General features: G+C 40.6%; 25 protein-coding genes, 14 tRNA genes and 2 pseudogenes. 17 read left to right on the top strand and 24 right to left on the bottom strand.

Annotated features, from left to right (window positions below):
- Positions 1 to 91 precede the first annotated feature (91 nt).
- Both AC0VZ5_RS10085 and AC0VZ5_RS10080 read right to left on the bottom strand, forming a co-directional pair.
- Positions 92 to 167, bottom strand: a tRNA-Val gene (locus tag AC0VZ5_RS10085).
- 148 nt (positions 168 to 315) lie between these two features.
- Positions 316 to 391: transfer RNA gene (locus tag AC0VZ5_RS10080), tRNA-Val, on the bottom strand.
- A gap of 766 nt (positions 392 to 1,157) precedes the next feature.
- Between AC0VZ5_RS10080 and AC0VZ5_RS10075 the strand changes: the two genes are divergently transcribed.
- The 9 genes from AC0VZ5_RS10075 (at position 1,158) to AC0VZ5_RS10035 (ending at position 2,988) form a co-directional block, all read left to right on the top strand.
- Positions 1,158 to 1,233, top strand: a tRNA-Ala gene (locus AC0VZ5_RS10075).
- Positions 1,234 to 1,269: 36 nt separating this feature from the next.
- A tRNA-Glu gene (locus tag AC0VZ5_RS10070) sits at positions 1,270 to 1,345 on the top strand.
- 142 nt (positions 1,346 to 1,487) lie between these two features.
- Positions 1,488 to 1,563 (top strand) — tRNA-Glu (locus AC0VZ5_RS10065).
- An 85-nt stretch (positions 1,564 to 1,648) separates the two neighbouring features.
- Positions 1,649 to 1,724, top strand: a tRNA-Glu gene (locus AC0VZ5_RS10060).
- Positions 1,725 to 1,817: 93 nt separating this feature from the next.
- Positions 1,818 to 1,893 (top strand) — tRNA-Glu (locus AC0VZ5_RS10055).
- An 85-nt stretch (positions 1,894 to 1,978) separates the two neighbouring features.
- A tRNA-Glu gene (locus AC0VZ5_RS10050) sits at positions 1,979 to 2,054 on the top strand.
- Positions 2,055 to 2,139: 85 nt separating this feature from the next.
- A tRNA-Glu gene (locus AC0VZ5_RS10045) sits at positions 2,140 to 2,215 on the top strand.
- A gap of 180 nt (positions 2,216 to 2,395) precedes the next feature.
- Positions 2,396 to 2,471: transfer RNA gene (locus tag AC0VZ5_RS10040), tRNA-Glu, on the top strand.
- A 250-nt stretch (positions 2,472 to 2,721) separates the two neighbouring features.
- Positions 2,722 to 2,988, top strand: coding sequence for a DksA/TraR family C4-type zinc finger protein (locus tag AC0VZ5_RS10035; protein WP_055013360.1), 267 nt, complete (start codon positions 2,722 to 2,724; stop codon positions 2,986 to 2,988).
- Positions 2,989 to 3,037: 49 nt separating this feature from the next.
- Here the strand turns inward: AC0VZ5_RS10035 and gloA are convergent, their stop codons facing one another.
- The 3 genes and pseudogenes from gloA to AC0VZ5_RS10020 form a co-directional block, all read right to left on the bottom strand.
- Complete coding sequence (gene gloA / locus AC0VZ5_RS10030; RefSeq protein ID WP_138608757.1) at positions 3,038 to 3,424, bottom strand: lactoylglutathione lyase; 387 nt, start codon at positions 3,422 to 3,424, stop codon at positions 3,038 to 3,040.
- 86 nt (positions 3,425 to 3,510) lie between these two features.
- Positions 3,511 to 5,421 carry an aminotransferase class V-fold PLP-dependent enzyme gene (locus AC0VZ5_RS10025; RefSeq protein ID WP_475472672.1) on the bottom strand — a complete coding sequence of 637 codons (1,911 nt, stop codon included), beginning with the start codon at positions 5,419 to 5,421 and terminating at the stop codon, positions 3,511 to 3,513.
- Between the two features lie 221 nt (positions 5,422 to 5,642).
- A pseudogene (locus tag AC0VZ5_RS10020) lies at positions 5,643 to 5,875 on the bottom strand (endonuclease III); the annotation flags it as partial.
- 209 nt (positions 5,876 to 6,084) lie between these two features.
- Here AC0VZ5_RS10020 and AC0VZ5_RS10015 point away from each other — a divergent pair.
- Positions 6,085 to 6,714, top strand: coding sequence for a type 2 periplasmic-binding domain-containing protein (locus AC0VZ5_RS10015; protein ID WP_475472670.1), 630 nt, complete (start codon positions 6,085 to 6,087; stop codon positions 6,712 to 6,714).
- Positions 6,715 to 6,907: 193 nt separating this feature from the next.
- Here AC0VZ5_RS10015 and AC0VZ5_RS10010 read toward each other — a convergent pair.
- From AC0VZ5_RS10010 to AC0VZ5_RS09985, 6 genes and pseudogenes are all read right to left on the bottom strand, one after another.
- Positions 6,908 to 7,153: pseudogene (locus AC0VZ5_RS10010) on the bottom strand (endonuclease III); the annotation flags it as partial.
- A gap of 185 nt (positions 7,154 to 7,338) precedes the next feature.
- Positions 7,339 to 7,935: an HD domain-containing protein gene (locus AC0VZ5_RS10005; RefSeq protein WP_475472668.1), complete on the bottom strand. Its 597-nt coding sequence runs from the start codon at positions 7,933 to 7,935 to the stop codon at positions 7,339 to 7,341.
- A gap of 33 nt (positions 7,936 to 7,968) precedes the next feature.
- Positions 7,969 to 8,637 (bottom strand): glutathione S-transferase N-terminal domain-containing protein, encoded by a 669-nt coding sequence (locus AC0VZ5_RS10000; protein WP_475472667.1) that lies wholly within the window; start codon positions 8,635 to 8,637, stop codon positions 7,969 to 7,971.
- A 1-nt stretch (position 8,638) separates the two neighbouring features.
- Positions 8,639 to 8,866 carry a YgjV family protein gene (locus AC0VZ5_RS09995; protein WP_475472665.1) on the bottom strand — a complete coding sequence of 76 codons (228 nt, stop codon included), beginning with the start codon at positions 8,864 to 8,866 and terminating at the stop codon, positions 8,639 to 8,641.
- Complete coding sequence (locus tag AC0VZ5_RS09990) at positions 8,863 to 9,417, bottom strand: NAD(P)H-dependent oxidoreductase (RefSeq protein WP_475472663.1); 555 nt, start codon at positions 9,415 to 9,417, stop codon at positions 8,863 to 8,865. The genes AC0VZ5_RS09995 and AC0VZ5_RS09990 overlap by 4 nt, the downstream gene beginning before the upstream one ends.
- Before the next feature lie 49 nt (positions 9,418 to 9,466).
- Positions 9,467 to 9,907, bottom strand: coding sequence for a carboxymuconolactone decarboxylase family protein (locus AC0VZ5_RS09985; protein ID WP_475472661.1), 441 nt, complete (start codon positions 9,905 to 9,907; stop codon positions 9,467 to 9,469).
- A 114-nt stretch (positions 9,908 to 10,021) separates the two neighbouring features.
- Here AC0VZ5_RS09985 and AC0VZ5_RS09980 point away from each other — a divergent pair, with 114 nt between their 5' ends.
- Complete coding sequence (locus tag AC0VZ5_RS09980) at positions 10,022 to 10,921, top strand: LysR family transcriptional regulator (protein WP_475472659.1); 900 nt, start codon at positions 10,022 to 10,024, stop codon at positions 10,919 to 10,921.
- A 169-nt stretch (positions 10,922 to 11,090) separates the two neighbouring features.
- On the opposite strand, the gene nth is transcribed toward AC0VZ5_RS09980, so the two are convergent.
- The 13 genes from nth to AC0VZ5_RS09915 form a co-directional block, all read right to left on the bottom strand.
- Positions 11,091 to 11,723, bottom strand: a complete 633-nt coding sequence (gene nth / locus AC0VZ5_RS09975) for an endonuclease III (RefSeq protein ID WP_055013367.1) — start codon at positions 11,721 to 11,723, stop codon at positions 11,091 to 11,093.
- Positions 11,724 to 11,769: 46 nt separating this feature from the next.
- Positions 11,770 to 12,468, bottom strand: coding sequence for an electron transport complex subunit E (locus tag AC0VZ5_RS09970; RefSeq protein ID WP_010388435.1), 699 nt, complete (start codon positions 12,466 to 12,468; stop codon positions 11,770 to 11,772).
- Positions 12,465 to 13,103 (bottom strand): electron transport complex subunit RsxG, encoded by a 639-nt coding sequence (gene rsxG / locus AC0VZ5_RS09965; protein WP_008115237.1) that lies wholly within the window; start codon positions 13,101 to 13,103, stop codon positions 12,465 to 12,467. The genes AC0VZ5_RS09970 and rsxG overlap by 4 nt, the downstream gene beginning before the upstream one ends.
- Positions 13,100 to 14,158: an electron transport complex subunit RsxD gene (gene rsxD / locus AC0VZ5_RS09960; protein ID WP_008115238.1), complete on the bottom strand. Its 1,059-nt coding sequence runs from the start codon at positions 14,156 to 14,158 to the stop codon at positions 13,100 to 13,102. Before rsxD ends, rsxG begins: the two co-directional genes overlap by 4 nt.
- Positions 14,155 to 16,662, bottom strand: coding sequence for an electron transport complex subunit RsxC (gene rsxC / locus AC0VZ5_RS09955; RefSeq protein WP_475472656.1), 2,508 nt, complete (start codon positions 16,660 to 16,662; stop codon positions 14,155 to 14,157). Before rsxC ends, rsxD begins: the two co-directional genes overlap by 4 nt.
- A gap of 8 nt (positions 16,663 to 16,670) precedes the next feature.
- Complete coding sequence (gene rsxB / locus AC0VZ5_RS09950) at positions 16,671 to 17,225, bottom strand: electron transport complex subunit RsxB (RefSeq protein WP_008115242.1); 555 nt, start codon at positions 17,223 to 17,225, stop codon at positions 16,671 to 16,673.
- 1 nt (position 17,226) lies between these two features.
- On the bottom strand, positions 17,227 to 17,808 hold the full coding sequence (rsxA, locus tag AC0VZ5_RS09945; protein ID WP_008115244.1) for an electron transport complex subunit RsxA: 582 nt from the start codon (positions 17,806 to 17,808) through the stop codon (positions 17,227 to 17,229).
- A 240-nt stretch (positions 17,809 to 18,048) separates the two neighbouring features.
- The gene (locus AC0VZ5_RS09940) at positions 18,049 to 19,992 is read right to left on the bottom strand and encodes a bifunctional diguanylate cyclase/phosphodiesterase (RefSeq protein WP_475472654.1); all 1,944 of its coding nucleotides are present in this window, start codon (positions 19,990 to 19,992) and stop codon (positions 18,049 to 18,051) included.
- Between the two features lie 171 nt (positions 19,993 to 20,163).
- Positions 20,164 to 20,240, bottom strand: a tRNA-Asn gene (locus tag AC0VZ5_RS09935).
- Between the two features lie 23 nt (positions 20,241 to 20,263).
- Positions 20,264 to 20,340 (bottom strand) — tRNA-Asn (locus AC0VZ5_RS09930).
- Positions 20,341 to 20,361: 21 nt separating this feature from the next.
- Positions 20,362 to 20,438: transfer RNA gene (locus tag AC0VZ5_RS09925), tRNA-Asn, on the bottom strand.
- A gap of 21 nt (positions 20,439 to 20,459) precedes the next feature.
- Positions 20,460 to 20,536: transfer RNA gene (locus AC0VZ5_RS09920), tRNA-Asn, on the bottom strand.
- Between the two features lie 684 nt (positions 20,537 to 21,220).
- Complete coding sequence (locus AC0VZ5_RS09915; RefSeq protein WP_475472652.1) at positions 21,221 to 21,757, bottom strand: helix-turn-helix domain-containing protein; 537 nt, start codon at positions 21,755 to 21,757, stop codon at positions 21,221 to 21,223.
- A 362-nt stretch (positions 21,758 to 22,119) separates the two neighbouring features.
- Between AC0VZ5_RS09915 and AC0VZ5_RS09910 the strand changes: the two genes are divergently transcribed.
- The 6 genes from AC0VZ5_RS09910 to AC0VZ5_RS09885 are packed head-to-tail and all read left to right on the top strand — an operon-like array spanning position 22,120 to position 26,461.
- Complete coding sequence (locus tag AC0VZ5_RS09910) at positions 22,120 to 22,386, top strand: helix-turn-helix domain-containing protein (RefSeq protein ID WP_109874407.1); 267 nt, start codon at positions 22,120 to 22,122, stop codon at positions 22,384 to 22,386.
- A 3-nt stretch (positions 22,387 to 22,389) separates the two neighbouring features.
- The gene (locus tag AC0VZ5_RS09905) at positions 22,390 to 24,600 is read left to right on the top strand and encodes a Mu transposase C-terminal domain-containing protein (protein WP_475472650.1); all 2,211 of its coding nucleotides are present in this window, start codon (positions 22,390 to 22,392) and stop codon (positions 24,598 to 24,600) included.
- Between the two features lie 11 nt (positions 24,601 to 24,611).
- Positions 24,612 to 25,319, top strand: coding sequence for an AAA family ATPase (locus tag AC0VZ5_RS09900; protein WP_138607657.1), 708 nt, complete (start codon positions 24,612 to 24,614; stop codon positions 25,317 to 25,319).
- An 11-nt stretch (positions 25,320 to 25,330) separates the two neighbouring features.
- Complete coding sequence (locus AC0VZ5_RS09895; protein ID WP_475472648.1) at positions 25,331 to 25,936, top strand: hypothetical protein; 606 nt, start codon at positions 25,331 to 25,333, stop codon at positions 25,934 to 25,936.
- Complete coding sequence (locus tag AC0VZ5_RS09890; RefSeq protein ID WP_475472646.1) at positions 25,920 to 26,252, top strand: LacI family DNA-binding transcriptional regulator; 333 nt, start codon at positions 25,920 to 25,922, stop codon at positions 26,250 to 26,252. Before AC0VZ5_RS09895 ends, AC0VZ5_RS09890 begins: the two co-directional genes overlap by 17 nt.
- A gap of 2 nt (positions 26,253 to 26,254) precedes the next feature.
- Positions 26,255 to 26,461, top strand: a complete 207-nt coding sequence (locus AC0VZ5_RS09885; RefSeq protein ID WP_475472644.1) for a hypothetical protein — start codon at positions 26,255 to 26,257, stop codon at positions 26,459 to 26,461.
- Positions 26,462 to 26,466: the final 5 nt, after the last annotated feature.

Here is a 26,466-nt window from a genome sequence, read left to right as displayed (position 1 = left end):
CGGTGATGCTCTCATTTCTTGTAACTGAGCTAACGACCCATATTACAAATTTAAAACAAATAGCTACTTATATAATAACAGTTTTTATATGTGGTGGGTGATACTGGACTTGAACCAGTGACCCTCGCCTTGTAAGGGCGATGCTCTCCCAACTGAGCTAATCACCCACATATAAATTAAAACGCTACTATTAAAATAAATAGTACTGGACTTTAACCAGTGAACCTCGCCGTTATTTGTAAATAACGATGACACTCTATTATTTCTAACTGAGCTAATTACCCATATAGAACTTAGATACGACACATTAGAATGTGGTGGGTGATACTGGACTTGAACCAGTGACCCTCGCCTTGTAAGGGCGATGCTCTCCCAACTGAGCTAATCACCCGCATCTAAACAACACCACATTGCTGCGTTGTTGTGGGGCGCTATTATAGATAGACTTGTAAATGTGTCAACACTTGAATGATAAAAATGTGCTGAATGAAGCTTTTATAATCAATGCAATGCAAATAGTGTTCACTTTATCAACAAGGTAACATAAAACGAACAATAAGCATGCATGGCTGGGCGCTAATGTAACTACATTCATATTCACTTGATAGGGCTCTGTTGCTTTTTAAGGATGAAAATTAATTCAATTTAGTGGTAATTGATTTACCGAGCCAGGGTTGCAACCAAGAAATCAAAGTTAAACTTTCTAGTTCAGATCATCCTGCCTATATTATTCAATTGTTTAAACCACTCAAATTAGCAAGTTGTTTATCGCTTAGCATAGTTAAGCTTTACAATTAGCATTTAATAAAATCCAGCTAGGTTATGATGGAAGTAGGCCCGTTTTAGGCAAAAAGCGGTGGTAACTCAATTTGCATATAAATGTATACCTTTTGAGTCCGATCTGAATAGGTACTTTTAGTATTATAAAGTCGTTATTCTCAACTCAAACGCAAATGTGGCACACTTAACGTAACTCATGGTTACTTAATACTATGAAAATCTACTTTTTAGCATGTATGATAGCCAGTTTGTTGAAAATTAAACCATTTAAATAATGTCGCACAAAAAACTGTTGACTTTATTTTGGGGGGTGCATAGAATGCGCCCCGCACTAAGCGATACACGACGTGGTTATCACCGAGCGTATTGAATAAGTTGGGGCTATAGCTCAGCTGGGAGAGCGCTTCGCTGGCAGCGAAGAGGTCTGCGGTTCGATCCCGCATAGCTCCACCAATTTTTAGTGTTTGTCCTAGGGTAGCAGTTTTCTGTGTCCCCATCGTCTAGAGGCCTAGGACACCGCCCTTTCACGGCGGTAACAGGGGTTCGAATCCCCTTGGGGACGCCACTTAACTTTTAGTTAAAGGCGGTTTTACCGAGAAAATAGCGTAACACATAAAGCTCGAGTCTTTATTTGTACTATTACGCCATTACCTTAAAGCTCAGGATGTGAGTTTAACTAATCAATTGTCCTAGTGACACTTTTTAGTGTCCCCATCGTCTAGAGGCCTAGGACACCGCCCTTTCACGGCGGTAACAGGGGTTCGAATCCCCTTGGGGACGCCACTTACTATTATATAGTAGGGTAGTGTTATTAAAGCTCGTCTGAATCGAGTCTAAACTTTCAGTTGTCCTAGTGACACTTTTTAGTGTCCCCATCGTCTAGAGGCCTAGGACACCGCCCTTTCACGGCGGTAACAGGGGTTCGAATCCCCTTGGGGACGCCACTTACTTATTTTTAATAGGGAAGTGCAGTGTTATTAAGCAACTCGCCTGAAACGAGTTAAACCATTCAGTTGTCCTAGTGACACTTTTTTAGTGTCCCCATCGTCTAGAGGCCTAGGACACCGCCCTTTCACGGCGGTAACAGGGGTTCGAATCCCCTTGGGGACGCCACTTACTATTATATAGTAGGGTAGTGTTATTAAAGCTCGTCTGAATCGAGTCTAAACTTTCAGTTGTCCTAGTGACACTTTTTAGTGTCCCCATCGTCTAGAGGCCTAGGACACCGCCCTTTCACGGCGGTAACAGGGGTTCGAATCCCCTTGGGGACGCCACTTACTATTATACAGTAGGGTAGTGTTATTAAAGCTCGTCTGAATCGAGTCTAAACTTTCAGTTGTCCTAGTGACACTTTTTAGTGTCCCCATCGTCTAGAGGCCTAGGACACCGCCCTTTCACGGCGGTAACAGGGGTTCGAATCCCCTTGGGGACGCCACTTACTTATTTTTAATAGGGAAGTGCAGTGTTATTAAGCAACTCGCCTGAAACGAGTTAAACCATTCAGTTGTCCTAGTGACACAGAAAATATTTCTGAGAAGATAATGCCATTCGCCTCACAGGCTCGGCTCATCTTACGCAGAAATAGCAAATCAGTGATTTGCAAACCAATTTCTGCGTCCCCATCGTCTAGAGGCCTAGGACACCGCCCTTTCACGGCGGTAACAGGGGTTCGAATCCCCTTGGGGACGCCACTTACTTTTTCTAAAGTAGGTATGTGTTATTAAGATAAAAAATTTTCTGTTCAAGCACTTCTTACGTTCGTCTATAAAATACCTCTCTAAATTAAATATTTAGGTTTATCAAAGCCTAGAGTCACGATATTCACTCAAGTATTGTTCAACCTCAAAAGACTTAATTAAAAGTATCTGTGTTTTTTATTCAGGGCTTATAAATATTCTACTTGTTAATCTACATAAAACTTCCAAAGAATGAGGAGGATTTATGGCAAGTGGATGGGCGCGAGATGGCGCAATTCAAGATCAAATAGATGCAAGTGTTAATGATGCAGTGCAATACGCAAGAAGTAACCTAATTTCAGGAGCGAGCGCTGAGCTTTGTGATGAGTGTGACGAGAGAATACCACAAGCAAGAAGGTTAGCATTACCAGGCGTGCGCTACTGCATTTCATGCCAAGCGGAATTAGAAGGGCTACCAAGTAATGCTAACGCGTTTAATCGCCGTGGCAGTAAAGATAGTCAATTACGATAAAGGTGCTCAAGGCACCTTTTTTTATGGGTAAAATACTACCCGTGATTATTTATGATTTTTTCTGAATAAGTTCAATTGCATATCCATCAGGGTCTTTAACAAATGCAATTTCCGTTTTGCCACCTTTTACTGGACCTGGTTCACGACTAACGTTACCGCCAGCTGCTTTGATATCCTCACAGGCCTTATAAATATCATCAAATTCAATCGCTATATGGCCATAGGCATTACCTAAATCGTAGCTGTCAGTATCCCAGTTATAGGTCAGTTCAAGTACTGTTGTATCAGTTTCATCACCGTAGCCGACGAAGGCAAGGGTATAGCGATACTCTTCATTATCAGCACGACGTAACTCTTTCATACCTAGCACATTAGTGTAAAAGGCAATTGATTTATCTAGATCAGCAACCCGTAACATAGTATGTAGTAAACGCATTTAAATTTACCTCAATTTATTCTTTGAAATCTGTAAAGTACGATTATAAGCAATTCCTAATCATAAAACTGTATTACGCGATATTTTTACTTCTCAACTTTACCTTTAAGAACATATATTTCGCCATCAAAACTGCCCTGAATCGTTAACCCTTGTCCTGCAAGCTCCTTTAGATAGTCTATATGCTCTTGTGTAATATGTTGCCCCGGAACCAAAAGCGGAATGCCTGGCGGGTAGGGCGTAACTAAACCGGCGCAAATGCGGTTGTTACTTTTGCTAATAGGTACCGATTCGCGCTCGCCATAAAAAGCTTCGCTTGGAATACAGGCTAAGTCTATAGCTGGTAAATTCTCCGGTAAGCGAGAACGTCGTGTCGATGTGGCTAGTTTTACCTTGCCACTATCGAGTTTTTTCAACGCATTGTATAAGCGAATGATCTTCGAGCGCGTGCCGCCAAGAGTCAGTAACACCAAAATAGTACTGTGGGTGTATTTTTCTATTTCTAAGCCAATTTCATCCAGCAGATACTTATGAATATCTTTTAATGAATAGGGTAATTCGCTAATGTCGATAAGAATTTTTAGCGGGTCGTGGCCCATGTTATCATCACTAAAATGCGGGAATATTTCCATAAAATCTTGTTTACCAAGCACTTTAATTTGTTTGAGTGAAGCCATCTGTTGTTTAAATTCTTCCACATGGTTCAACAAAGCATTGAGTAACTTATAGCCTTCCATCTCCAATTGCTTTTGGCACACATCAAGCGACGCGATAAGCTGATATTTCGGCGATGTACTGGCATAAATACTGTAAATCTCGCGAAAGAAATCAGCATCGAAATCAGGATCGTTAACATGAATATAAGACGCCTGAGAAAACGCCGATACCACTTTATGCGCTGAATGAGTAACATAATCAGCGCCAGCATGAATGGCGGAATAGTAACGTAAGCTTGGATGAAACAGCGAGTAAGCAAACCACGCTTCGTCGATAAACACCTTAATACCATGCTGATGAGCAAATTCTACTACCTGTTTGAGGTCGCTTAGCAGACCATCGTAAGTACAACCGGTAAGAACCAGTAATTTTGCATCGGTATTTTGTTCTATTGCTTGTTTTATATCAGCCAATGACGGTGGCGCAAAAATCCCATATTTAGGATTTAAAATACTCGACAAATAAATGGGTAAACTGGCTGATTGCAAAATGCCGTAGTGCACAGATTTATGGCAATTACGGTCAATAATCACTTTATCGCCCTTGCGAAGCAGTGTCTGCAAGATGATTTTATTTGAAGTGGATGACCCATTAGTGACGAAGTAAGTGTGCTTCACCTCAAACGTAGCGGCAGCTGACTCTTGGGCACGGCCAATGGTATTAGTGCTATCTGATAATGATCCTAACGAATCAACAGAAACCGACAAGTCGCCAACGAAGACATTGCGGCCATAAAACTGATAAAAATCTTTAATATAAGGAGAATTTCTAAAGCTAGAACCGCCACTGTGACCTGGAGTGTGCCATGAATCATTCGACTCACCAACATATCGGCGATATGCCGTCCAAAATGGGGTTTCTGAGCGGTCATCGAAATCGTTGATCATATAACCTAAAATTGCTTCAGGGTCTGAGATTACTTCATCTTTAAAGAAGAATGACTCAATCTCCTCCGACTCATTAACGATTTCTAGCCCTTTTGTATCATCGCCAATAACATAAACGGGTAACTCAAGGCGGATCCTCTTTAGTTGCTCGATAAAGCGGCTATACATTTTCTCGCCTACTTTATTTTGCACATCCCAACTAAGTACAACAGCTTGAATATCGCCATCTTCTTCTACACACTCAAGCGCTTCTTTAAGTTCAAGGCGTTCAATAATATCAATATGAATATCGCTTCGCTCAAAATTAGCAATTGTTTTTGACAAATTCGTTGAAAGCTCGTTTAAGGTGGTAGGGTCTTGCTCAATTAGTAATATACGAAGTAACGGTAACATAGAGGGTTCGCACTATAATTTTATAATGCTCAATAGCATAACTAAAGGAGTGAGACTTGTGAAATTAATACTTTGAAAATGTTCTAATAATTGCTTTTCGCAAGGGGGCAGGTATAAGCGTTTATTTAATAAATTTGTAGTATAGAAAAGTGCAAGGTGCCAAAGTTTGGCACCTACATTAAGAAATAGAATGCATTAGCAGAGGAACACTCGTCAGATGGCTACTCAGTTTTATCTTTAAACTCACACAAGCCCTCAATAATACAGCTGCCGCATTTAGGTTTTTGGGCAACACAGGTATAGCGACCATGTAAAATGAGCCAGTGGTGAACATCGACTTTGAATTCTTTGGGGATCACTTTTTCGAGTTTTTTTCGACCGCAACATCGTTCTTACCAGTAGCAAGCTTGGTACGATTAGAAACACGAAGAATATGCGTATCTACAGCGATTGTCGAAACCTGAAGGTTATAAAATATATATTAGAGTGTATGTTTAATAGCTTGAGGTTGTATTGCACTTTGAGTTTAGCTATTTTTAGACGTTGCTCGACCACATCACGCTACTAATTGAAGCGCTTAATTAATCTGTAAATTGTTTTAAACTAGAAATAGAACTATCCTTTTGTAATTACTTAGCATAGTAAATACGGGATTCAAATTTCGTGAAATTCATTTCAGCAATAACTTTAACATCGGTGATATTTTCCTTCCCGCTTTTAGGGCAAGACGTTTTAGCTGTTGAGTATCCTCCTTTTACTACTATTAAAAAAAATAACTATGGTTTGTCATTTTATTTTTTAGCCAAAGCATTTCCAAATCAAAAATTCACACCAGAGTTTTTACCACCAAAGAGAGCGTTAAAGCGAATAAGCGATGGTGATTGGTGTTTAAGCTTTTATCCAGTAACTCATATTAGTTCTTTTGAGATAATTGAACTTTCGGTAAATTTAGTAAAAATTGGCCTTATAAAAAAAAGAGAAAAAGAAGATTTCACTTGGAAGAGGTTAGAAGAAATGAGTGGAGCAAGTGTTGCTTTATTGCGTTCAACTTACAAATCTGCGTTTGTAAAACAATTTACAAACGCTAACTTAAAAGTCACTTTCGTTGAGAGCATTAAGCAGGGGGTAGAGCTTGTTAAAAAAGGAAGGGTTAAGTTTTCTATGTTTGATAATTATAATTATGAGAGTTTATCAAAAAGCGATAAAGAATATTTACAGTTTTCAAGCACATATTTAATTGAAACTCCAATTGTACTTTTTGTGAATCCTAGCTGTGATATACACTTAAAATAAACTCTGCTAACTACTTCAATATTTCACTGAATACATAGCGACCTTATTCAATTTGATAATTTTGCTACGCTTTGTGTAAATATGCATATCAACAGATTATAAGCAGAGAAGGCTGACTTGACCGTTTTTTTAAAATTATAAAAAAACACACAAATATAGTGGGTGAAAGGGTTTCACTCAAAATTATTTATAGTCATTCAGTCTTATCTTTAAACTCACACAAGTCTTCAATAATACAGCTGCCACATTTTGGTTTACGTGCCACGCAAGTATAGCGCCCATGTAAAATGAGCCAGTGATGTACATCTACTTTAAATTCTTTTGGTACAACCTTTTCAAGTTTTTGCTCAACCGTAACCACGTCTTAACCCATGGCAAGTTTGGTACGGTTAGATACACGGAAAATATGCGTGTCGACATCGATTGTCGGCCAGCCAAAGTATAATTATGGTAGATGTTTTTGTGTCATAGTCTAATAATTCAGTCGACGCTTTTGACTGCTATTCCGACAAAACGGTCATTAGCAATAATGACTTTTTGAGCTGCTTTTAGTATTCAATGAACGTTGACCTACCTTCATATTGATAGACAACTAAGCCACAAAGCGGTCATAGAGGCTTCATTTTAGATATCATTTATTAACCAGCCTTGCTTTATAGCTAAGTCAATTTGTTGACAGACATAACCCCATAATTGAGGTGCAAAATCTTCAAGATGCTTGTTTCGTAAAAGAACCTGTGACTTTTTGATCTTATGATTCACCCAGCTCCCTCCCTCATTGTTCATATTTTGAATTAGGGGTAAGAGACAATCTATTGCTTTAGCAAATTTTGCATCACTGGTTTTAGCATTTTCGAACTCAAGCCATAGGCTTTTGTATGTTTGGTATTGCTTTTCGGGTAATAAACCAAATATCCGCTTTGCCGCTGACAGTTCTTTTTCCTGCTGCTCATTCAGTGCAGTAACTTCGGCAAAAGCAAATAAATCACCTGCATCTATTTCCACAATATCATGAATGAGTAGCATGCTTACTACACGAGAAATATTGATGGACTCAACGGTATATTCTTGAAGGATTTGAGCCGCTAATGAAATATGCCAACTATGCTCTGCGCTATTTTCAAACCTATTATTATCTGGCTTGACTGTTGATTGTCGATAAACACGTTTAAGCTGGTCTAATTCAACAATAAAGTCTAATTGTTTACTAAGATTACCCATTACTGCTCCATTGATTGAACTTGCGGTAGGTGTTTAGCTATTACCGATTTCAGAGAAATTATATACATCAAAACCTCTTTTCGTTGCTTCCCTATTCCTGCATAGCTCAAGCCATTTGTTTACGTTAACAAATGAATCAAGTGACAATTGCTGTGAAGCTTTATAAAAAACATCTAACCAAATAACCCAAGGGAAAATAGCGATATCAGCAATACTATAATCTTTACCAACCATATAAGTTTGCTTTTGTAGGCGTTCATCTAGAATCTTTAATATGCGTTTTGTCTCGTTTGCAAATCTTTCTTCAGGGTAAGGATGATCGCAGTTATCTTTACCATAGGTGTGAAAGTGACCAAAAGCACCGAACATTGGGCCTACTGCACTCGCTTGAAAGAATAGCCATTGAATAGTTTCACTGCGAAGTGTCGGCTCTTGAGAAATGAGCTGGCCTGATTTATCCGCTAGGTAAAGTAAAATAGCACCAGATTCCATAATTGAGTGGGGTTTGCCATCAGCACCTTTTAAATCAACTATCGCAGGAATTTTTTCATTCGGATTTATTTTTTTAAATTCATCGCTATGTTGCTCACCCTTCAAAATATCAATGGTATGAACATCATAAGCTAATCCCATCTCTTCGAGTGCAATGGGGATTTTGATGCCATTAGGTGAGCCTAAAGAATATAATTGAATATCTGCCATTTTATATCTTCCAGTTTTGTTTTCTGAGTTTGTTGATATTAAAAAGATTAATGATGATACAGCATACATTTAAAACAATAACAGGATATGCATTTGTTATCAGTCCATAGGTTAAAAATGTGCTACAACCCAGTAAGTTTATATACCTAAATTTTTTTACATCTGTCACTGTTAAAGACAAGATAATAAAAAGTGAGGCGATATAGCCAATGAAGTCTATATAAATCATTCTTTATTCACTTGAAATTTTGTTTTAAGTGTTTCAATCGTCTCAACAAAGCTTTCAACATGTGGCTGTAGCCTATTTTCAATTACCGCAGTTCTTGCTCCATACAATACCAACGGGTCAATAAACGTCATTCCCGTGTCTTTTGCCATCAATTCCAAAGGTAAGAGAAGGCTTCGTATCATTAGCTCATTTGTTTCTTTATTTTCATATGAAGACTTGGGGCTACCTGCACTCGTTACGCACATTAAGGTCTTACCATGTAGTTTATTTCCCGTTGAGCCATAAGCGAAGCCATACTCCAACACTTTGTCTTGCCACTCTTTTAATAACGAAGGCGTTGAGTACCAAAACGTAGGAAATAGAAAGATAATCACATCATGTTTAATTAAGCGTTTTTGCTCAATAGCAATATCAATAGTAAAGTCGGGATACTCTTCATATAAATTAACTGTTGTCACTTGCTCCTGCGTGTTAGCTTCCTTAAATAAAGCGGAATTAATAGTTGAAGTCTCTATCGAAGGGTGAGCAAGTAAAACTAAAATATTTTTCATTGGCTTCTCTCTAAAAAAGGAACACATCCCTGTGAAAATAAATTGATAACTAAGCTTCGTGATACAACTTCGTTGATAAAGCAATACGATTCCAAGCATTTATCGTCACGATTTGCATAATGCATTGAGCAACCTTTTTTTCACCTAAAAGCGCTATACATTTCTCGTAGGTTTCATCCGTTACACCCGCTACAGAAATCTGTGTCACTTCTTCAGTTAATTTCAATACCGCTCGCTCAACCTCGTTGAACAATGGAGATTCTTGCCAAGCAGGTAATGCATATAGGCGTTGTTCTGTTTCACCTTGTTGTCGAGCTTGCGCTGTATGCATCTGAATACAATAAGCACATTTATTGATTATTGAGGCTTTTAATTTAATCAACTCTTTTAATGAAGGCTCTATATCTGTTTTGCCTAAGTAATTTTCTAAGCCGAACATAGGTTGGTACGAGCTTGGCTCTAATTGGTCAATTCTAATTCTATCTTGCATTTTTATTGCCTTATTTGGGGTTATGAATTAATGAAACCATTGTATATAACTCCATATTTAATTAGAATAACCACAATAACTGAATTAGTTTTGCGTTTTACGCAAAGGTTACTTGTGTTAGATTTAATCCGCATATTTATAAAAACAGTTGATACTGGCAGCTTCTCAAAGACAGGGGAAGTTTTAGGGATGGCTCCTTCTTCGGTTGCACGTAATATTGATAACTTAGAGAAAGAGCTTAATGTGACACTATTTAAGCGCAGCACACGTAAGCTGTTACTAACTGAAGATGGTCAACAGTTCTTAGAAGGGGGACTTAAACTCGTTAGTGAAGCAGATGAATTAATATCATCAATGCAACAGATTAATTTGGAGCCTGAAGGTAAATTAAAAATATCTGTATTTGAAAGTTTTGGTCGTATTTGTATTTCCCCCATCTTGCCTGAGTTCTTATCTCGCTACCCTAAAGTTAGTGTTGTAATGGATTTAGATAATCAGATGGTCGACTTAAATAGTGAAAACATTGATATTGGTATTCGCATTGGCAGACCTACGGATTCATCCTTACATGCTCGCATGTTACTTCCTAATGAAACGTTAGTCTGTGCATCCCCTAGCTACCTAAAAAAACATGGTGAACCTAAAAAACCAGAAGATTTATTAAATTTTAATTGCCTGCTACTTGATAATGATAGACAACGTACCTATTGGTTCTTTACCAAAAATAAGAAACAAGTAAAAATTCCCGTTCACGGTAACTTAAGTTCGAAAGGTGGTACTCCGCTTTTGGAAGCGGCAATTAATGATGGGGGCATTGTGCAGATGTCCAACTGGATGATGACTGAGCTAATTGCAGATAATAAGCTGATTACTTGTTTAGCTGATTGGAAGCCTTCCTTACATGAAGGCTCAAGTGGCGATATATATGCGGTTTATCATGGCAGTAAATACCCTAAACCTGCTTTACGTGCCTTCTTAGACTTTTTGATTGAAAAAATTATAAATCCCCAGTGAAAATGACTGTAATAGGTTAAATCTTAACGTTAATTGCTTGAAAGCTAACGTCCGCTATGAGCTTAAACCAGCCGCACAAACAAGCAACGAATCTTGTTTTAAATCACCCTAAATATGATATAGGTTTTACCAAACTTAATGACTGCAATAGGCTCAAAGCACTCAAAGCCTACTCAGTCTTTTCTTTAAACTCACACAAATCTTCAATTATACAGCTGCCGCATTTAGGTTTTCGGGCAACACAGGTATAGCGCCCATGTAAAATGAGCCAGTGATGTACATCTACTTTAAATTCTTTGGGGATCACTTTTTCGAGCTTTTGCTCAACCGCTACAACGTCTTTACCCATGGCAAGTTTAGTACGGTTTGATACACGGAATATGTGCGTATCTACAGCGATTGTCGGCCAGCCGAAGGCCGTATTTAATACTACGTTAGCAGTTTTACGGCCAACGCCAGGGAGGGCTTCTAGGGCTTCACGATTTTCTGGCACTTCACCGTTATGCTGATCTACCAATATTTGGCACATTTTATATACATTGGCTGCTTTTGAATTAAATAAGCCGATGGTTTTTATGTAATCACGCAGTGTGTCGTGGCCAATATCTAAAATGGCTTGTGGTGTATTAGCAACCGGAAATAATTTACGAGTGGCTTTATTTACCCCAACATCGGTTGCTTGTGCTGAGAGCGTAACGGCAACTAATAACTCAAACGGGCTTGAATATTCAAGCTCCGTTTCAGGATGTGGATTGTCGTCGCGTAAGCGAGTAAGTATTTGGTGACGTTTTTCTTTATTCATGTAACTTAAAACGCATTAGCTTTTATTAAGTTAATGCGCTTTCCCCTTAAGTTAAGCTAGTTACACGCGCTCTAGGGCCTTTTTCAGCTTCTGGCGGTGCGACTTGTTTTGATTTTATTTGTGCATCAATTACGTTTTTAGCGGCGATCAGCAGCCCAAGCCCTAAGAATGCGCCCGGTGGTAAAATGGCCAATAAAAACTGGCTATCAAAGCTAAATACTTCAATGCGCAATATAGCAGCCCAAGGCCCGAGTAATAAATCGGCACCATCAAATAATGTGCCTTGTCCAACCAGCTCTCGCATAGCGCCAAGTACAACTAGTACTAACATAAAGCCTAAGCCCATCATTAAGCCATCAAAGGCGGATAAGTGCACTGGATTTTTTGAGGCAAATGCTTCAGCACGGCCAATAATGGCGCAGTTGGTTACAATTAACGGAATGAAAATCCCTAAAGATTGGTAAAGGCCAAAAGTGTAAGCGTTCATTAACAGCTGCACAATTGTTACAAAACCGGCAATGATCATTACAAATACAGGTATTCTAATATCTTTAGGTACCCAGTTACGCACTATTGATACAGTAATATTAGAGCCTACTAATACCAATAAGGTTGCTAAGCCTAAACCTAGCGCATTAGTAATTGTAGAGGTAACAGCGAGTAAAGGGCATAAACCTAATAACTGTACCAAGGCGGGGTTATTTCCCCATAAGCCTTCTTTGTAAAGGGTTTTTAATTCGCTCATGGCGTTACCTCTGGGCATGCGTTTGCTGCTGTGAACAGAGCATCAAAGTTATCTTGTGCATAAAGTACCGCGTTTTTGACTGAGCCTACGACGGCACGAGGTGTAATTGTAGCGCCAGTAAACTGGTCAAACTGGCCGCCGTCTTTTTTAACGGCCCAACGATCGTCACTTTCGCTTTGTACTGTTTTTGTATTAAATGTGGTGATCCAGTCTGATTTTTTTATTTCAACTTTATCACCTAAACCTGGCGTTTCTTCATGTTTGGTTACCCTTACACCCGCAATGGTACCATCGCGATATACTGCACTGAGTAAGTTTATATCACCACTGTAGCCACTAGGGGTGACATGACGAATGACTAATGCCACAGGTTCGTTATCTTTTCGGGCACGATAAATAACTTGGTTGTCGTATGGCCCTAGTAATGGATCAGATATAATTACACAATCTTGCGATAGCTCATTGCTGTATTTAGAATGCGGCAATACTTCTTGAAGCTGATTAGTTAATTGTAATTGCTCTTGCTCTGCAATTTTATCAGCGGTAAGTGTATTAATTGTGGCAACGAGTCCCGTTGTTAGTAATGCAAACCCACACAATATTGCGCCATTTTTTACCATTGAAGAAATAATCATTTTACTGCTCCATGGCCATAGGTTCTGGGTTGTGTATAGTAATCGATAAGCGGTACCGCTATGTTTATTAGCAACACCCCAAATGCAACTGCATCAGGAAAACCACCAAAGGTGCGAATTAAATACACAATTAAACCAATTGCTGCACCATAAATAAGGCGACCTCGATTGGTGGTTGCAGCTGATACAGGATCGGTGGCGATAAAAAAGGCCCCCAGCATAGTCGCACCACTAAACAAGTGAAACACTACACCCGGCTCTGTACCTGGCGAGGCAATATAACCAATTGCTGCGCATAAGCTTAAGCTTGCAATAAAACTCACTGGTATATGCCAGTTAATTACTTTTGTTTTTAACAGGTAAAGGCCGCCGAGTAAGAAGGCTAAGTTAACCCATCCCCAACCTAGGCCAGTCCACTCATTAAATACGCTCTTTTGCATGCTCTCTGTCACCGTTAGTCCGTGAGCAATATCTGTTTTTAAGGTATCAAGTGGGGTAGCCATTGTGCTGCCGTCTATTCCTACTCGGAGCTGATCTAAGCTGTATCCTAACGTGGTAAAGTCGCTAAAGATTAAGCTTAACTGCTGGCTAAAAGTAATACCCGTATTAAGTAATTCTGTAACGGGTAACCAAGCAGTCATTTGCACAGGGAACGACACTAATAAAAGCACATAGGCTGCCATTGCAGGGTTAAATAAATTAAACCCTAAACCACCATATAGCTGTTTAACAATAACTATGGCAAACAAACACCCTATAACAATAATCCACCAAGGCGCTAAAGGCGGAATACTTATTGCCAATAACACACCGGTAAGCCATGCACTGCCATCGCTTAATGCAGGCCAAATAGGGCGCTTACGCATTAACATCACGGCTGCTTCAAACGCGCTTACACACACTAACGCCAATAATAATTGGATAAGGACACCGGTGCCAAAAAATACAACTTGCGCAATAACACCAGGAATACAAGCCGCAATTACAGTTAACATTAACCGTGTCACAGATTTGTGACTATGATTGTGGGGTGAACTGGCCATGGTTAGTTTCATGACTGATCGTTTCCTTCTTTTTGTTGCTTTTTAGCTTTAGCGCGAGCAATAGCGGCGGCTACGGCGGCTTTCTTTTTTTCTTGAGCTGTTTGCTGTGAACCTTCTGAAGATTCATCGTTGATTTGTGGCTCAGTGTTTTCACTTTGTTTTGCTAATTCATCAGCCTGCGCTGCTTTTTTGGCTTTAGCACGGGCAATAGCCGCAGCGACGGCAGCTTTTTTATCATCGGTAGCGACAGGTGATTCACTTGCAGTTTCATCGCTTGGTGTTTGCTCATTAGCTTGCGCTGCTTTTTTGGCTTTAGCGCGGGCAATAGCGGCTGCCACGGCAGCTTTTTTATCATCGGCGGCGACAGGCGATTCACTTATTGCGTCATCGCTTGGTGTTTGCTCAGCAGCTTGCGCTGCTTTTTTAGCTTTAGCGCGGGCAATAGCGGCTGCCACGGCAGCTTTTTTATCATCTGCAGCGACAGGTGATTCACTTGCTATGTCATCGTTTGGTGTTTGCTCAGCAGCTTGCGCTGCCTTTTTGGCTTTAGCGCGGGCAATAGCGGCAGCGACGGCGGCTTTTTTATCATCGGCAGCGACGGGTGATTCACTTGCAGTGTCATCGCTTGCTGTTTGCTCATTAGCTTGTGCTGCCTTTTTGGCTTTAGCACGAGCAATAGCGGCAGCGACGGCAGCTTTTTTATCATCGGCAGCGACGGGTGATTCACTTGCAGTGTCATCGCTTGCTGTTTGCTCATTAGCTTGTGCTGCCTTTTTGGCTTTAGCGCGGGCAATAGCGGCTGCAACTGCTGACTTTTTGTCATCTACAGCTTCGTCATCACCATTACTTTGTGCTTTTTGCTCTTTATAAAGGCGAGCTTGCTCTTTACGTGCTGCGCGCTCTTTTGCAACTTCACTGTTATCTGGCTCAAGTTCGCCACCTTGCTTTTTAGCTTTAGCACGCGCAATTGCCGCTGCTACAGCTGATTTATTGTCACCATCGCTGGTTTTATCTTTAACGCGGGCAAGGGCATCGGCTACTTTTTGCTGCTCTTCGGTAGATTTAGCTGCAGGTTTACGTTTATGGCGATTTTTTCGCTCAGCTTGCTCTTGCTCTAAACGCGCTTTACGTGCATCAAAGCGTTCTTTAGCGCGATCAGATTTTATCTTCTCGGCAATTTGCTCTTTAATCTCAACTTTTGCAACGCGGTAGTACTGAACGAGTGGTATTTCACTTGGGCAAACATAGGCACACGCGCCACATTCAATACAATCAAATAAGTTATGTTCTTGGAGTTTGTCGTATTCTTTTGATTTAGCAAACCACTGTAACTGCTGTGGTAACAATGAAGCAGGGCAGGCATCGGCACAGGCACTGCAACGAATACAGGCTTTTTCTGGGCCTGGCTCTGCTAATTCTTTATGATCTGGAGCAAGTATACAGTTTGTTGTTTTAACAACGCCAATACGAACCGTAGGTAAGGTAAAGCCCATCATAGGGCCGCCCATAACGACGCGCTGTTGTGGTACGGGTGAAAAACCTTGGCAATCAAGTAAGTGCTTAATTTCAGTACCTAGTAAAGCCCATACGTTGCCTGGATTATGTATGGTATTGCCGGTAACGGTAACTACACGTTCAATTAACGGTTTACCTTCGTATACAGCTTGCTGTATCGCAAATAAAGTGCCGGTGTTATGTACTAAAATGCCGATATCAGCAGGAATGCCACCATTAGGTACTTCACGGTTAGTGAGCAGTTTTATTAGCTGTTTTTCACCGCCAGAGGGGTAAACAGTAGGCACGGTTTGTATTAGAATATGCTCGTTATGCTTCGCCGCTTCTGTCATGGCTGTGATAGCCTCGGGCTTATTGTCTTCTATACCAATAATACACAGGGTAGGATTGAGCAGCTGTTGCATGAGCTCAATACCTTTGGTTATTTCAGCGGCATGTTCGCGCATTAAAGTATCGTCAGCCGTGATGTAAGGTTCACACTCAACCGCGTTCACGATTAAAAACTCAATCGGCTGCTTAATATCTGCTTTAACGTAGGTTGGAAAACCTGCGCCTCCCATGCCAGAGATCCCCGCATTATGAATAACATCAACCAGTTCATCGTGTGATGCAGTGGCTGGGTTTGCTAAAGGCGATAATTCACACCAGGTATCGTTGCCATCGGGTTCAATAATAATGCTTAATTCAGGCAAGGCAGAAGGGTGCGCTGATGGCATAGGCGTTATATCAATAATAGTGCCTGAAGTCGGTGCGTGCACAGGTACCGACCAGTTAGCAGAAGGCTTAGTTAATGGTTGACCTTTTAATACGTGCTGGCTTTTTTCTACAATTAATTTACCGCTAGCGCCAATATGCTGCTTTAAAGGCAAAACGAGTTTTTCAGGCAAAGGAAGGCGCGCAATAGGCGCATTATTAGATAATGACTTTTGCTGAGGAGGGTGTACGCCGCCAGGAAATGCCCAAACGGTGCCTTTTTTTATTTGTTCAAGTAACTTTTCCACTCAAACCTCTAATCTATTTGGGTAACAGGAATAGCGTCTAGTTGCCATTTCCAAGTTTGTTTTGTTGGTGCAACAGGTAGCATGTCAATACAATCGACCGGACAAGGTTCAACGCATAAGTCGCAGCCTGTGCATTCGTCAATTAGAACAGTGTGCATTTGACGGGTTGCACCAACAATGGCATCAACAGGGCAGGCTTGAATACATTTGGTACAGCCAATACATTCGTCTTCGCGAATGTAAGCCACTGTTTTAACTGGCTCGGCTTGTTCGCCGCCGGCTAAGGGTTTAGCCTCAACACCCATCAAATCGGCCAATTTCTTAACTGTGGCATCACCACCGGGTGGGCACTTGTTAATTTCATCGCCATTGGCAATGGCTTCTGCATAAGGGCGACAACCAGGGTAACCGCATTGACCACATTGTGTTTGTGGCAAAATGGTATCGATTTGCTCCACTACAGGGTTACCTTCAACGCGAAAGCGAACAGCTGCAAATCCTAAAATTAATCCGAAAATTAACGCCAGCAAACCCAGCGCTATTAAAGCGTACAACAAGGTCATATTAAAACTTCACTAATCCAGTAAAACCCATAAAGGCCATTGACATTAAACCTGCCGTTATCATTGCGATTGAGGCACCTTTAAATGGAGTGGGGACATCTGCTGCGGCCAAACGTTCGCGCAATGCCGCAAATAAAACCAATACTAATGAAAAACCCACTGCGGCACCAAACCCATAAACGGCAGATTGTAAAAAGGTGTGATCTTCTTTGATATTTAATAAAGCAACACCGAGTACTGCACAGTTAGTCGTTATTAAAGGTAAAAATATTCCCAGTAGACGGTATAACGTTGGACTGGTTTTTCTAACAACCATTTCAGTAAATTGAACAACCACTGCAATAACTAAAATAAAGCTCATTGTTTTCAGGTAGGTGATATCTAGTGGTAATAAAATATACTCGTTTACTAAATAACTGGTCACAGAGGCAAGCGTTAGCACAAAGGTAGTTGCTAAAGACATACCTATGGCTGTATCAAGTTTTCCTGATACACCCATAAACGGGCAAAGGCCTAAAAATTGTACTAATACAAAGTTGTTAACTAACACTGTTCCAATTAATAACAAGACGTATTCTGTCATGTGTGCCTCACGCTAATAAAATCCCGTGTATTATCCTTTTTTCTACTGCGATTAACAACACGTTGAGTGATTATCAGTTAAATAAACAACGTAAAATAACGGGCTAATTCTAAAGGGCCAAAATCTAAGAGCTTTGCAATTAAAAAGCTGTCTGCATTTTAACGGCTGAACAATAGCAAAAGCACACTTTAAAACGTAAAAAAGAGCATAAATGCTCTTTTTTATCTGAGTTAGGATGGGTTAGATGTCTTTAGGCTTTTCAATGTAATAACCTTGAACGCCATCAAGGCATAATGTTTCTACAATATGTTTTTCTTCTTGGCTTTCAACGCCCTCTGCAAAAACACTGACGCCAATTCGATGGGCAAGGTCGACCATTAAACGCATAAAGTACTGATTGTTTTTATCGTCTTCCAAACCACGTGTATAGCTTGCATCCATTTTAATAAAATCTGGTTTTAAATCTCTGAAAAATTTAAATGAGGTGAGCCCGACACCAAAGCGTTCTACCGTTATTCTGGCACCTACTCGATGCACCATGTCAATGAAGCGTTTGCTTGCTTTAATATTTTGTTGAAGACCAAATTCACTCACTTCAAAAATTAATTTAGAAGCAATATGGGTATCTTTAAGTAAGCGCCGCTCTAACCAAATCATGAATTGGTCGCTATGCGCGCTTGAAGGGGTAATATTTAAGCCAAAATACTTTTCAGATAAATTACTCGATTTTATTCTTTCCAAAGACGACTCTATAATTAACTTATCAATTTCTATCGCCATATCGAGCTTTTCAGCCATTGCTAAAAATGAAGCGGTAGGCAAAGCTTGGTTTTCTTCTGATTTGAAGCGGGCTTGAATTTCAGCATAGGCTTTAATGCTTTTGCCTAAAGGCATAATATTTTGGATCACTAAATGGACGCTTTTAGACTCAATTACTTCGTTAATTACCTTGCGCCAGTTTTGGTTACCAAACCCAGCACTGACGTTATTGGCAAGATCAGTATCGCGCTGTACATGCCACGCATTAGCTTGTTTAGACTGCGCCATGCTCATTGCGTTATCAACGATAGAAAGTAACTCACCTAAAGGTTTTGATTTTTCGTACCCTACAATACCCGTGTTTGCAACCGAACTAAGCTCTTGGTTTTGCATATATTGAGTGAAGCGCGATTGTAAGTTTTCACCAAATTTTTCAGCTTCTTTTAACGGGGTATTTGGTAAAATGGTTATAAAGTCAGAACTGTTAACCCTAAACACTTGGCTACCGGAATAGGTGCCACTAATACTTACGATAATATCTGCCACCGATTTAATGTATTCATCGCCTTTTTGATAGCCGCGGCTTTGATTTATAGACTGCAACTCACTACAGCGAACGAGTGCTAAAGAGCCAAATGTGCTTACTTCGGTGTTTTCAATATTCTTTTCGTAGTAATCAACAAACATATTGCGATTACCTAACTCAGTCACACCGTCTTTGTAGGCCTCACGTTTTATTGTGTGTGCAGCATTTTTTATATTGTCATTCTTACTTTTTAAAAAGTGCGATAAACGATTAAAGCTAGGAATTAAACTTTTTCCTAACTTAGCTAACTCTGGCGAATCAATTTTAGTCGCAAAATCATCGCCTAGTTGATTTTGGTTTATATAAATATCAATGACATCAGCAACGTCCGTACATATATTGTCATTAATGTGCTTAACAATGGTTTTCATTAATGCAATAGGTATTAGAGCAAGTAGGGTGCTAATAATTAAAATTATAAAAAAAGCAGCTTGAAACTGCTCACTCAAATGAGTGATGTTGATTTTAAATTCAACTTTTATATCGGCGTTATCATTAGTGGCATACTGAGGGCGTACTGAGTTATTGTTTGACTGAATAAGTTCTGCAATAACAGGTAATTGCGCTGAATTATTAACTGAAAATACTTCCGCACCTTGATAATCACGTAAAGTAAAATGTGAAAAGATTTCACTGCTTGCAAGTGTATTTTTTAAGTTATCAGCAGAGAGGTCAGTTGCAGATAGGTTTTTAATATATTGCTCGACGGTCGCCTGCGCATTTTTTTGAGCTTTACCGATGGCACTATCAAAGTTTTGGCTAATAAAATAACAGCCAGCAGTCACAAGAATCAACCAAGCCATCAGTTGTATAAAAATAAGTTTTTTAAATGCTGCCATTGTTTAATCTTTATATGTCAAAGGGGAGGACACAACCTCATGATTATTAAAATAATTATAGCTTGATAGAGAAAGTTATCAAATAGTTAGTTTTTGTAATCAAAAAGTTTTTTATTTTAATAGGAAATGGTAGAGCAAATTTAAGGAGATGTCTATGGAAGTGTAGTAAATTGGCTCCCCCTCCCCGACTCGAACGGGGGACCTGCGGATTAACAGTCCGTCGCTCTAACCAACTGAGCTAAGGGGGAACTAAAATATACTTTTTATGACTTGGCTCCCCCTCCCCGACTCGAACGGGGGACCTGCGGATTAACAGTCCGTCGCTCTAACCAACTGAGCTAAGGGGGAACTACATCATAAACATAAACTTGGCTCCCCCTCCCCGACTCGAACGGGGGACCTGCGGATTAACAGTCCGTCGCTCTAACCAACTGAGCTAAGGGGGAATCGTTTATGGCTGAAAAACTTGGCTCCCCCTCCCCGACTCGAACGGGGGACCTGCGGATTAACAGTCCGTCGCTCTAACCAACTGAGCTAAGGGGGAAGCGTCTTGCCTTTCAACGGGGCGAAATATTAATGACCGCATAGCAAAGTGTCAACATATAAAAGATCATAAATTCAAAAAAGAGGTCTATTCGTTGTTTTTATGTGCAATCTGCGCGTTTTATAACACTATTTAAGTAAAGCGCAGTGATATTGTTTTACAAAAACAGCGTAATATTTGAATCAAGAGAGTAATTTCAGCTAATAAAACTTGCCGTAAAATTAAATAAAGTAGCTTTTAGTGATAAAAAACTGTTCTATTTCCTATATTTTTACAAAGTCTAAATAAACGTATTTAAAATAAATACCTCACTTTTATTTTTCTAACGTTAAAGTTTGTTGAACTGAATCTTAATCAAAGACGTATATCTATTTTAAATATTGATGAGAACCTAATAATTTTAGAACTGCTATGGAGTTGTATAAAAACAAAGCAATCAAAGGCTTGGCTATTTATTCAGCACGAGTGTGGATTTGCATTAAATAAACAAATAATCCCATATCAAAGCGTTATGTAACTAACAGATCTTAATGGGTAATAGGGAATAGATAAGAATAGGTGGGAAAACGCGGGAGAAATAAGGGTTTAAAGCGAGTTTAACAAAAATTAAGTGCGAAAAGGAAAGAGCGAATAAAATGGGTAAAATAAAAAGCCGTTTTAAAATTCGCGGGAGTAAATGGGTAACTAAAAAATAAGCTCAGCCTTAATAACCCTACCTAAAAGCCCTAGAGTCTTCAAAATATAGTGCGATTCAGTACTACCACCCTCAATATTAAATTCAGCATCTTTACGCTTTGCGTTTTCAAACACCAGCTTAAGCTGTGTATCAGTTAACACTAGCTTAGCTGCGAAATAACAACCGGTCATTGGGTTTAGAAAGCCATACATAGCACCAGGTACTACGTTCTTGTTGCAGGTGTCAATGTATACGGTTGCATCCATAGGCACAGCAGTATGTGAAAGCTCACCAAGTTTTACTTGCAGTAATTCACTGCTAGTTTTGTACTTAAGTGGATTATCAGAAACTGTGTTATCGGTTGAATTTACTGCGTTTAAAGAACTAATAGCTTTTTTAGCAGCTTCTTCATTGGCTTTTGAATCATCCAGGCGTTTCTTAAGAATCTCAGTAAAAGGCACACCCACCACCTCTGCAAAATCAACCAAGTAATCAATTGGGGGATCTCTATGGCCCTCATAATTTGACTGAGTATGTCTATGCACTCCAATGCGCTTAGCAACAGTGCCTATGTCCAGGGATTTTTGTTCCCTTAACGATTTTAAATAGTCGTTGAATGCAGCCATTTATCAGCAAGTCTGTGTTCGGATGATTGATGTATATATATTTAAGCACACATGCGAGTGCATACAAAATAAAAAATTTACACAGTCTGTGTTATCAAGTGCGATCTTTCGCACTTTAAAGCGCGAACCGCGATCCCCCCTAATAAAAAATAAATAGTATTAAATATCAATAGCTTAACCCTTTATGTATACGTTCGTATAAAAAACAGTTTGAATGTATATAAATGTATGTATATGCTTGTGTTCATGGATACAAATATATACAACAAAAGGTGGCTTAAATGGATAGCATAGAATGTCCAGGTTGGACAAAAGCAGATATAAAAGCTGCGCTAGAGGATGAGGGTTGGTCATGCCGCCAGTTGTCTTTTAGTCGCGGCTACACCTCAAATGCTGTGCAAACTGCATTACACAGACCCTACCCAGCTATAGAGCGAATTATTGCCGATGTAATCGGCGTAAGTGCCTGTGAAATATGGCCTGAGCGCTACGGTAAAGATGGCAAGCCAAATCGTAAGCTCGGACGTCGTAAGATGAACGGGGTGTAAATTATGGAACTCTACACAGCTAAACAACTTGCTGATTACTTACTATTTAGTAAGCGCAGCATTCAAATCAAAGCTAAAAACGAAAACTGGCCTTTTACAGAAGTACCTAGCCGTGGTGGCAAAGTGCGAAAATACGCGCTTTGCGATTTACCTGTACATATTCGTATACATGTTGAAGAGGCTATTATTAAATCAATGGATACACCAGCGTCTAAAAGCGGTGCATCTTACCTAGCTGTTAAAGAAAAAGTGAACAGCCTAGACAAAGGTTTAATTGATCACCAACGCCAATCAAACCTAAAAACCTTAGCTGGATTAGAAAAAATCGATCCAAAAGCAAGCGCCAAAGTGCAAATATTAAATGCAGCAGACGCATATATAAGTGCAAACAAACTAGGCAAAATTGTTGGCTTAAAACTTTTTAGCGAGCGCTATAACCAAGGTTTAATTGAAGACGTATTAGAGTGTAAATCTGTTATACCGTCAGTGTCGCGTAATTCATTAATACGCTGGCAAAAAACCGTAGCTGAAAAAGGCATAGCAGGGCTTGCTTTAAAGCCAAAGCGTACCGGCAAATCAATCATCGACTCAGACAAAGAGCTAAGCGATTTTTGCATTGCCATGATCTACGAATACCCACACGTAAAAGCCACCCAAATAAAAGAGGGCTTAATTGCTCGTTTTTATCAAGTAGGTAAATCGTTACCAGCAGAAACCACAATCCGCGATTGGCTAACACGTTGGAAGCGCGAAAACAGCGCACTTTATACCAAAATGGCAAACCCAGATGCTTGGAAAAACAAGTATATGAGCGCCATGGGTAAAATGGACGAAAACGTAAAACGTCTTAACCAATTATGGGAGTTCGATTCAACCCCATCAGACGTAATGCTAACCGATGGCCGTCACTCACTAATCGGAATTATCGACGTATTTAGCCGCCGTGCAAAAGTCGTAATTCACCCAACCAGTGACAGCACTGGTATCTGTTTAGTTATCCGTAAAGCAATACTCGATTGGGGCATACCCGAAATAGCCCGCACCGATAACGGTAAAGACTACACCTCAATACAAATCAAGAGTGTGTTTGACGCGCTCGACATAAAGCACGAAACAACACGCCCGTTTTCAGGTGAAGAAAAGCCCTACATAGAGCGCTTTTTCAAAACGTTCTCGCACGACATAGCCGAGCTATTAACCGGTTACATAGGTCACAACGTTTCAGAACGCCAAGCAATAGAAGCGCGCAAAACCTTTGCACAGCGCCTATTAGCAAAGCAGGGCGGTGATAAATCAGCTATCGAAATCAACATGACAGCGCAGCAGCTGCAAGAGTTCGTAGATAACTGGATAGAAAACCGTTACCACCACAAACCACATAGCAACATAGGCAACAAAACACCATTCGATTTATTCGCAGCAAGTCGCGACCAAATCAAAGTGATCAAAGACGAGCGTTTGCTTGATGTAATGCTACAGCCAATACCATCAAATCGTGGTTTACGCATGGTAGGTAAAGAGGGCATTAAACTAAGTGGCGGTTTCTATATTGCCCCAGAACTGGGCGCAATCGTAGGCGATGAAGTGCTATGTAAATGGGACCCTAAAAATGTAGGCCGTATTTACGTATTTAATCGCATGAATAACGAGTTTATCTGTATCGCAGTAGACCACGAAATTCAATCAGCAGGCATGACACGTCAAGACGTAGCACACCATGCAAAACGCAGCCAATCAGCCGAAACATCACGCAAGCTTAAAGAGCTTAAAAAGACCGCTAAAAGCGTCAACGTATCAGACATAGCAAACGAAGTGCTAGGGCATTACACAACCCAAAATAAAGCACTTGCAACACTGCCTAAACAGTCGGTTGAACATACCAACGTCATAACGCAGTCAGCTACCAAAGCGCTCGACAGCAAGCCAGCAGTCGGCTTTAGCGACGAGCAATTAAGCGAATTTGAAAAACGCCGTAAGCAGTTAGAAATTGAAACCGCCATAGCAAACGTCAACCCAACGCCGCTATTCGACAACCCACAAAGCAAAGCCATGTTCCATAAAAAGCAACGCCTAACAAATCAGTTAAGCGAAGTAGATGCGACCTGGTTAAACACATGGGAGCAAAACAATCGCGCATCATCAAAACGCCTAGACGACCTACTAAGCGACATGAACGCAGCACCGGCTGCACCAACTCAATTACATAAACAGTAAAAGGAAAAACCATGAAAACTAAAATAGCAATCGTAAGCAATGTAGTAGCTACACAAATGATGGTAGAAGCCCTAAACCAACGCGCGCATGGCGTACCAGGCATTGGCCTAATCTACGGCGATCCAGGTCTTGGTAAAACCACCGCAACAGCATGGTTGGTTAATCGCTGCGACGGCATCTACATACGTGCCACATCAGGCATGACATTAGCGCAGCTTTTACGTCAAATAGTTAAAGAGCTAAGCGGCCCAGATATTTACACCCGTGAAGCCATGCTTAACTACATCATAGAGCACATGGCAATCCACAATCGCCCACTGTTTATAGACGAAGCCGACTACCTACTAAACGACAAAAACACACTCGAAATCGTGCGCGATATTCACGACCTAACCAACTGCCCAGTAGTACTTATTGGCATGGAGTCAGTGCGCCGTAAATTACAGCGTCACCGTCAATTTTATAATCGTATATCAGAATGGTTAGAGTTTCAGCCAACCCAACGCGAAGACCTGCAAATTATCGTCAACGCAGTCATAGAGCCAACGCTCACAATACAAGACGACCTACTAAGCCAGCTGCTCAGCGATACCGACGGCGAAGTGCGTCGCATCATTACAGGGCTATCAAAAATAGAAGCCTTTGCACTGGCAAACGGGCTAACAAGCATCGACCTACAGCAGTGGGGTTCTAAAGAATTTTTCCTTAAAAAAGCGTAAGGAGAGATTCAGTGAGCCGCCCACAATTACAAGACGCATGGCAAGCAATGAGAATCCTAAAAACATTCTCATTGCAACAAGTGCGCGATGCCATAGAGCACACAACACTCGACAGCTTAAAAGCCTTTGCAAAACGCCTAATAGCAGCAAAGGCCATAGCCGAAAATGTTGATTACGAACACATCACCTACACCGTTTTAAACGCCCAATACAAGCCGTTTAAACAACCAAAAAATAGTGATGCAAAGCAAAAAAACTCAGGGAGGCAGCGCATGTGGCAATCAATGCGAATCCTAAATGAATTTGACGCAGGGCAAGTGGCAAGCACCGCCGACATATCGGTAGCCTCTGCGCGTTCATATATCTCAATTTTAAAAAAAACAGGGTACATATTTGTTGTCAAATCAGCCCCGCGCACAGGCTCAGTCATTGAGCGAGCAGGAGAGACAACCATATACCGCATGCTTAAAAACACCGGTCCAAAACGCCCCGTTCCAAAAGCAACAGGCGTATTCGACCCAAACACAAACGAGCTAGTTGAGTTTAACGCCGTGCAACGTAAAACCGTAAAAATAGCCCCCGTCACACTGGGAGAAGCGCATGACTTCAACAGCTAACTGGTTACACGTTTTAAAAGACGAAGTAGCAAATCAAGGCATGCGCAGCGTTGCCGAAAAACTAGGCGTAAGCAAAGCCACAGTAAGCCAAGTCGTAAACGACAAATACAAAGCCTCTACACACTTAATACAGCAGCGTGTAGAGGGCGTATTTATGGCATCAACGGTAATTTGCCCAATCCTAGACGAAATACCGCTAAACCAATGCCTAGAACATCAGTCAAGAAAGTTCGCAGCCACTAACCATGTACGCGTCGCGCTATATAAAGCGTGTCGCAATGGTTGCCCAAACTCAAAAATATGCGGGAGCAAATAACCATGCAACTACGCAATGTACTTAAAGAGCTACAAAAACAAGGGCTGCAAATTATCAGCTCACACAAAGGCTTTAGCCGCCATGTAATCGAAGTGGCAGGCAAAGCCCCAGCACATTTACCCGTGCTAACCGAAATCAAAAACGGGCAAACCCGCCAAGTTCGCCCGGCAAAACTACACGGTCAAATCATCATTTTTATAGAGAGATAACCACC

Source organism: Pseudoalteromonas sp. QJM3NY_12 (assembly GCF_056173165.1).
Note: the sequence above shows the minus strand (reverse complement) of the source record. Positions and strands in the feature narration are given on the sequence as shown.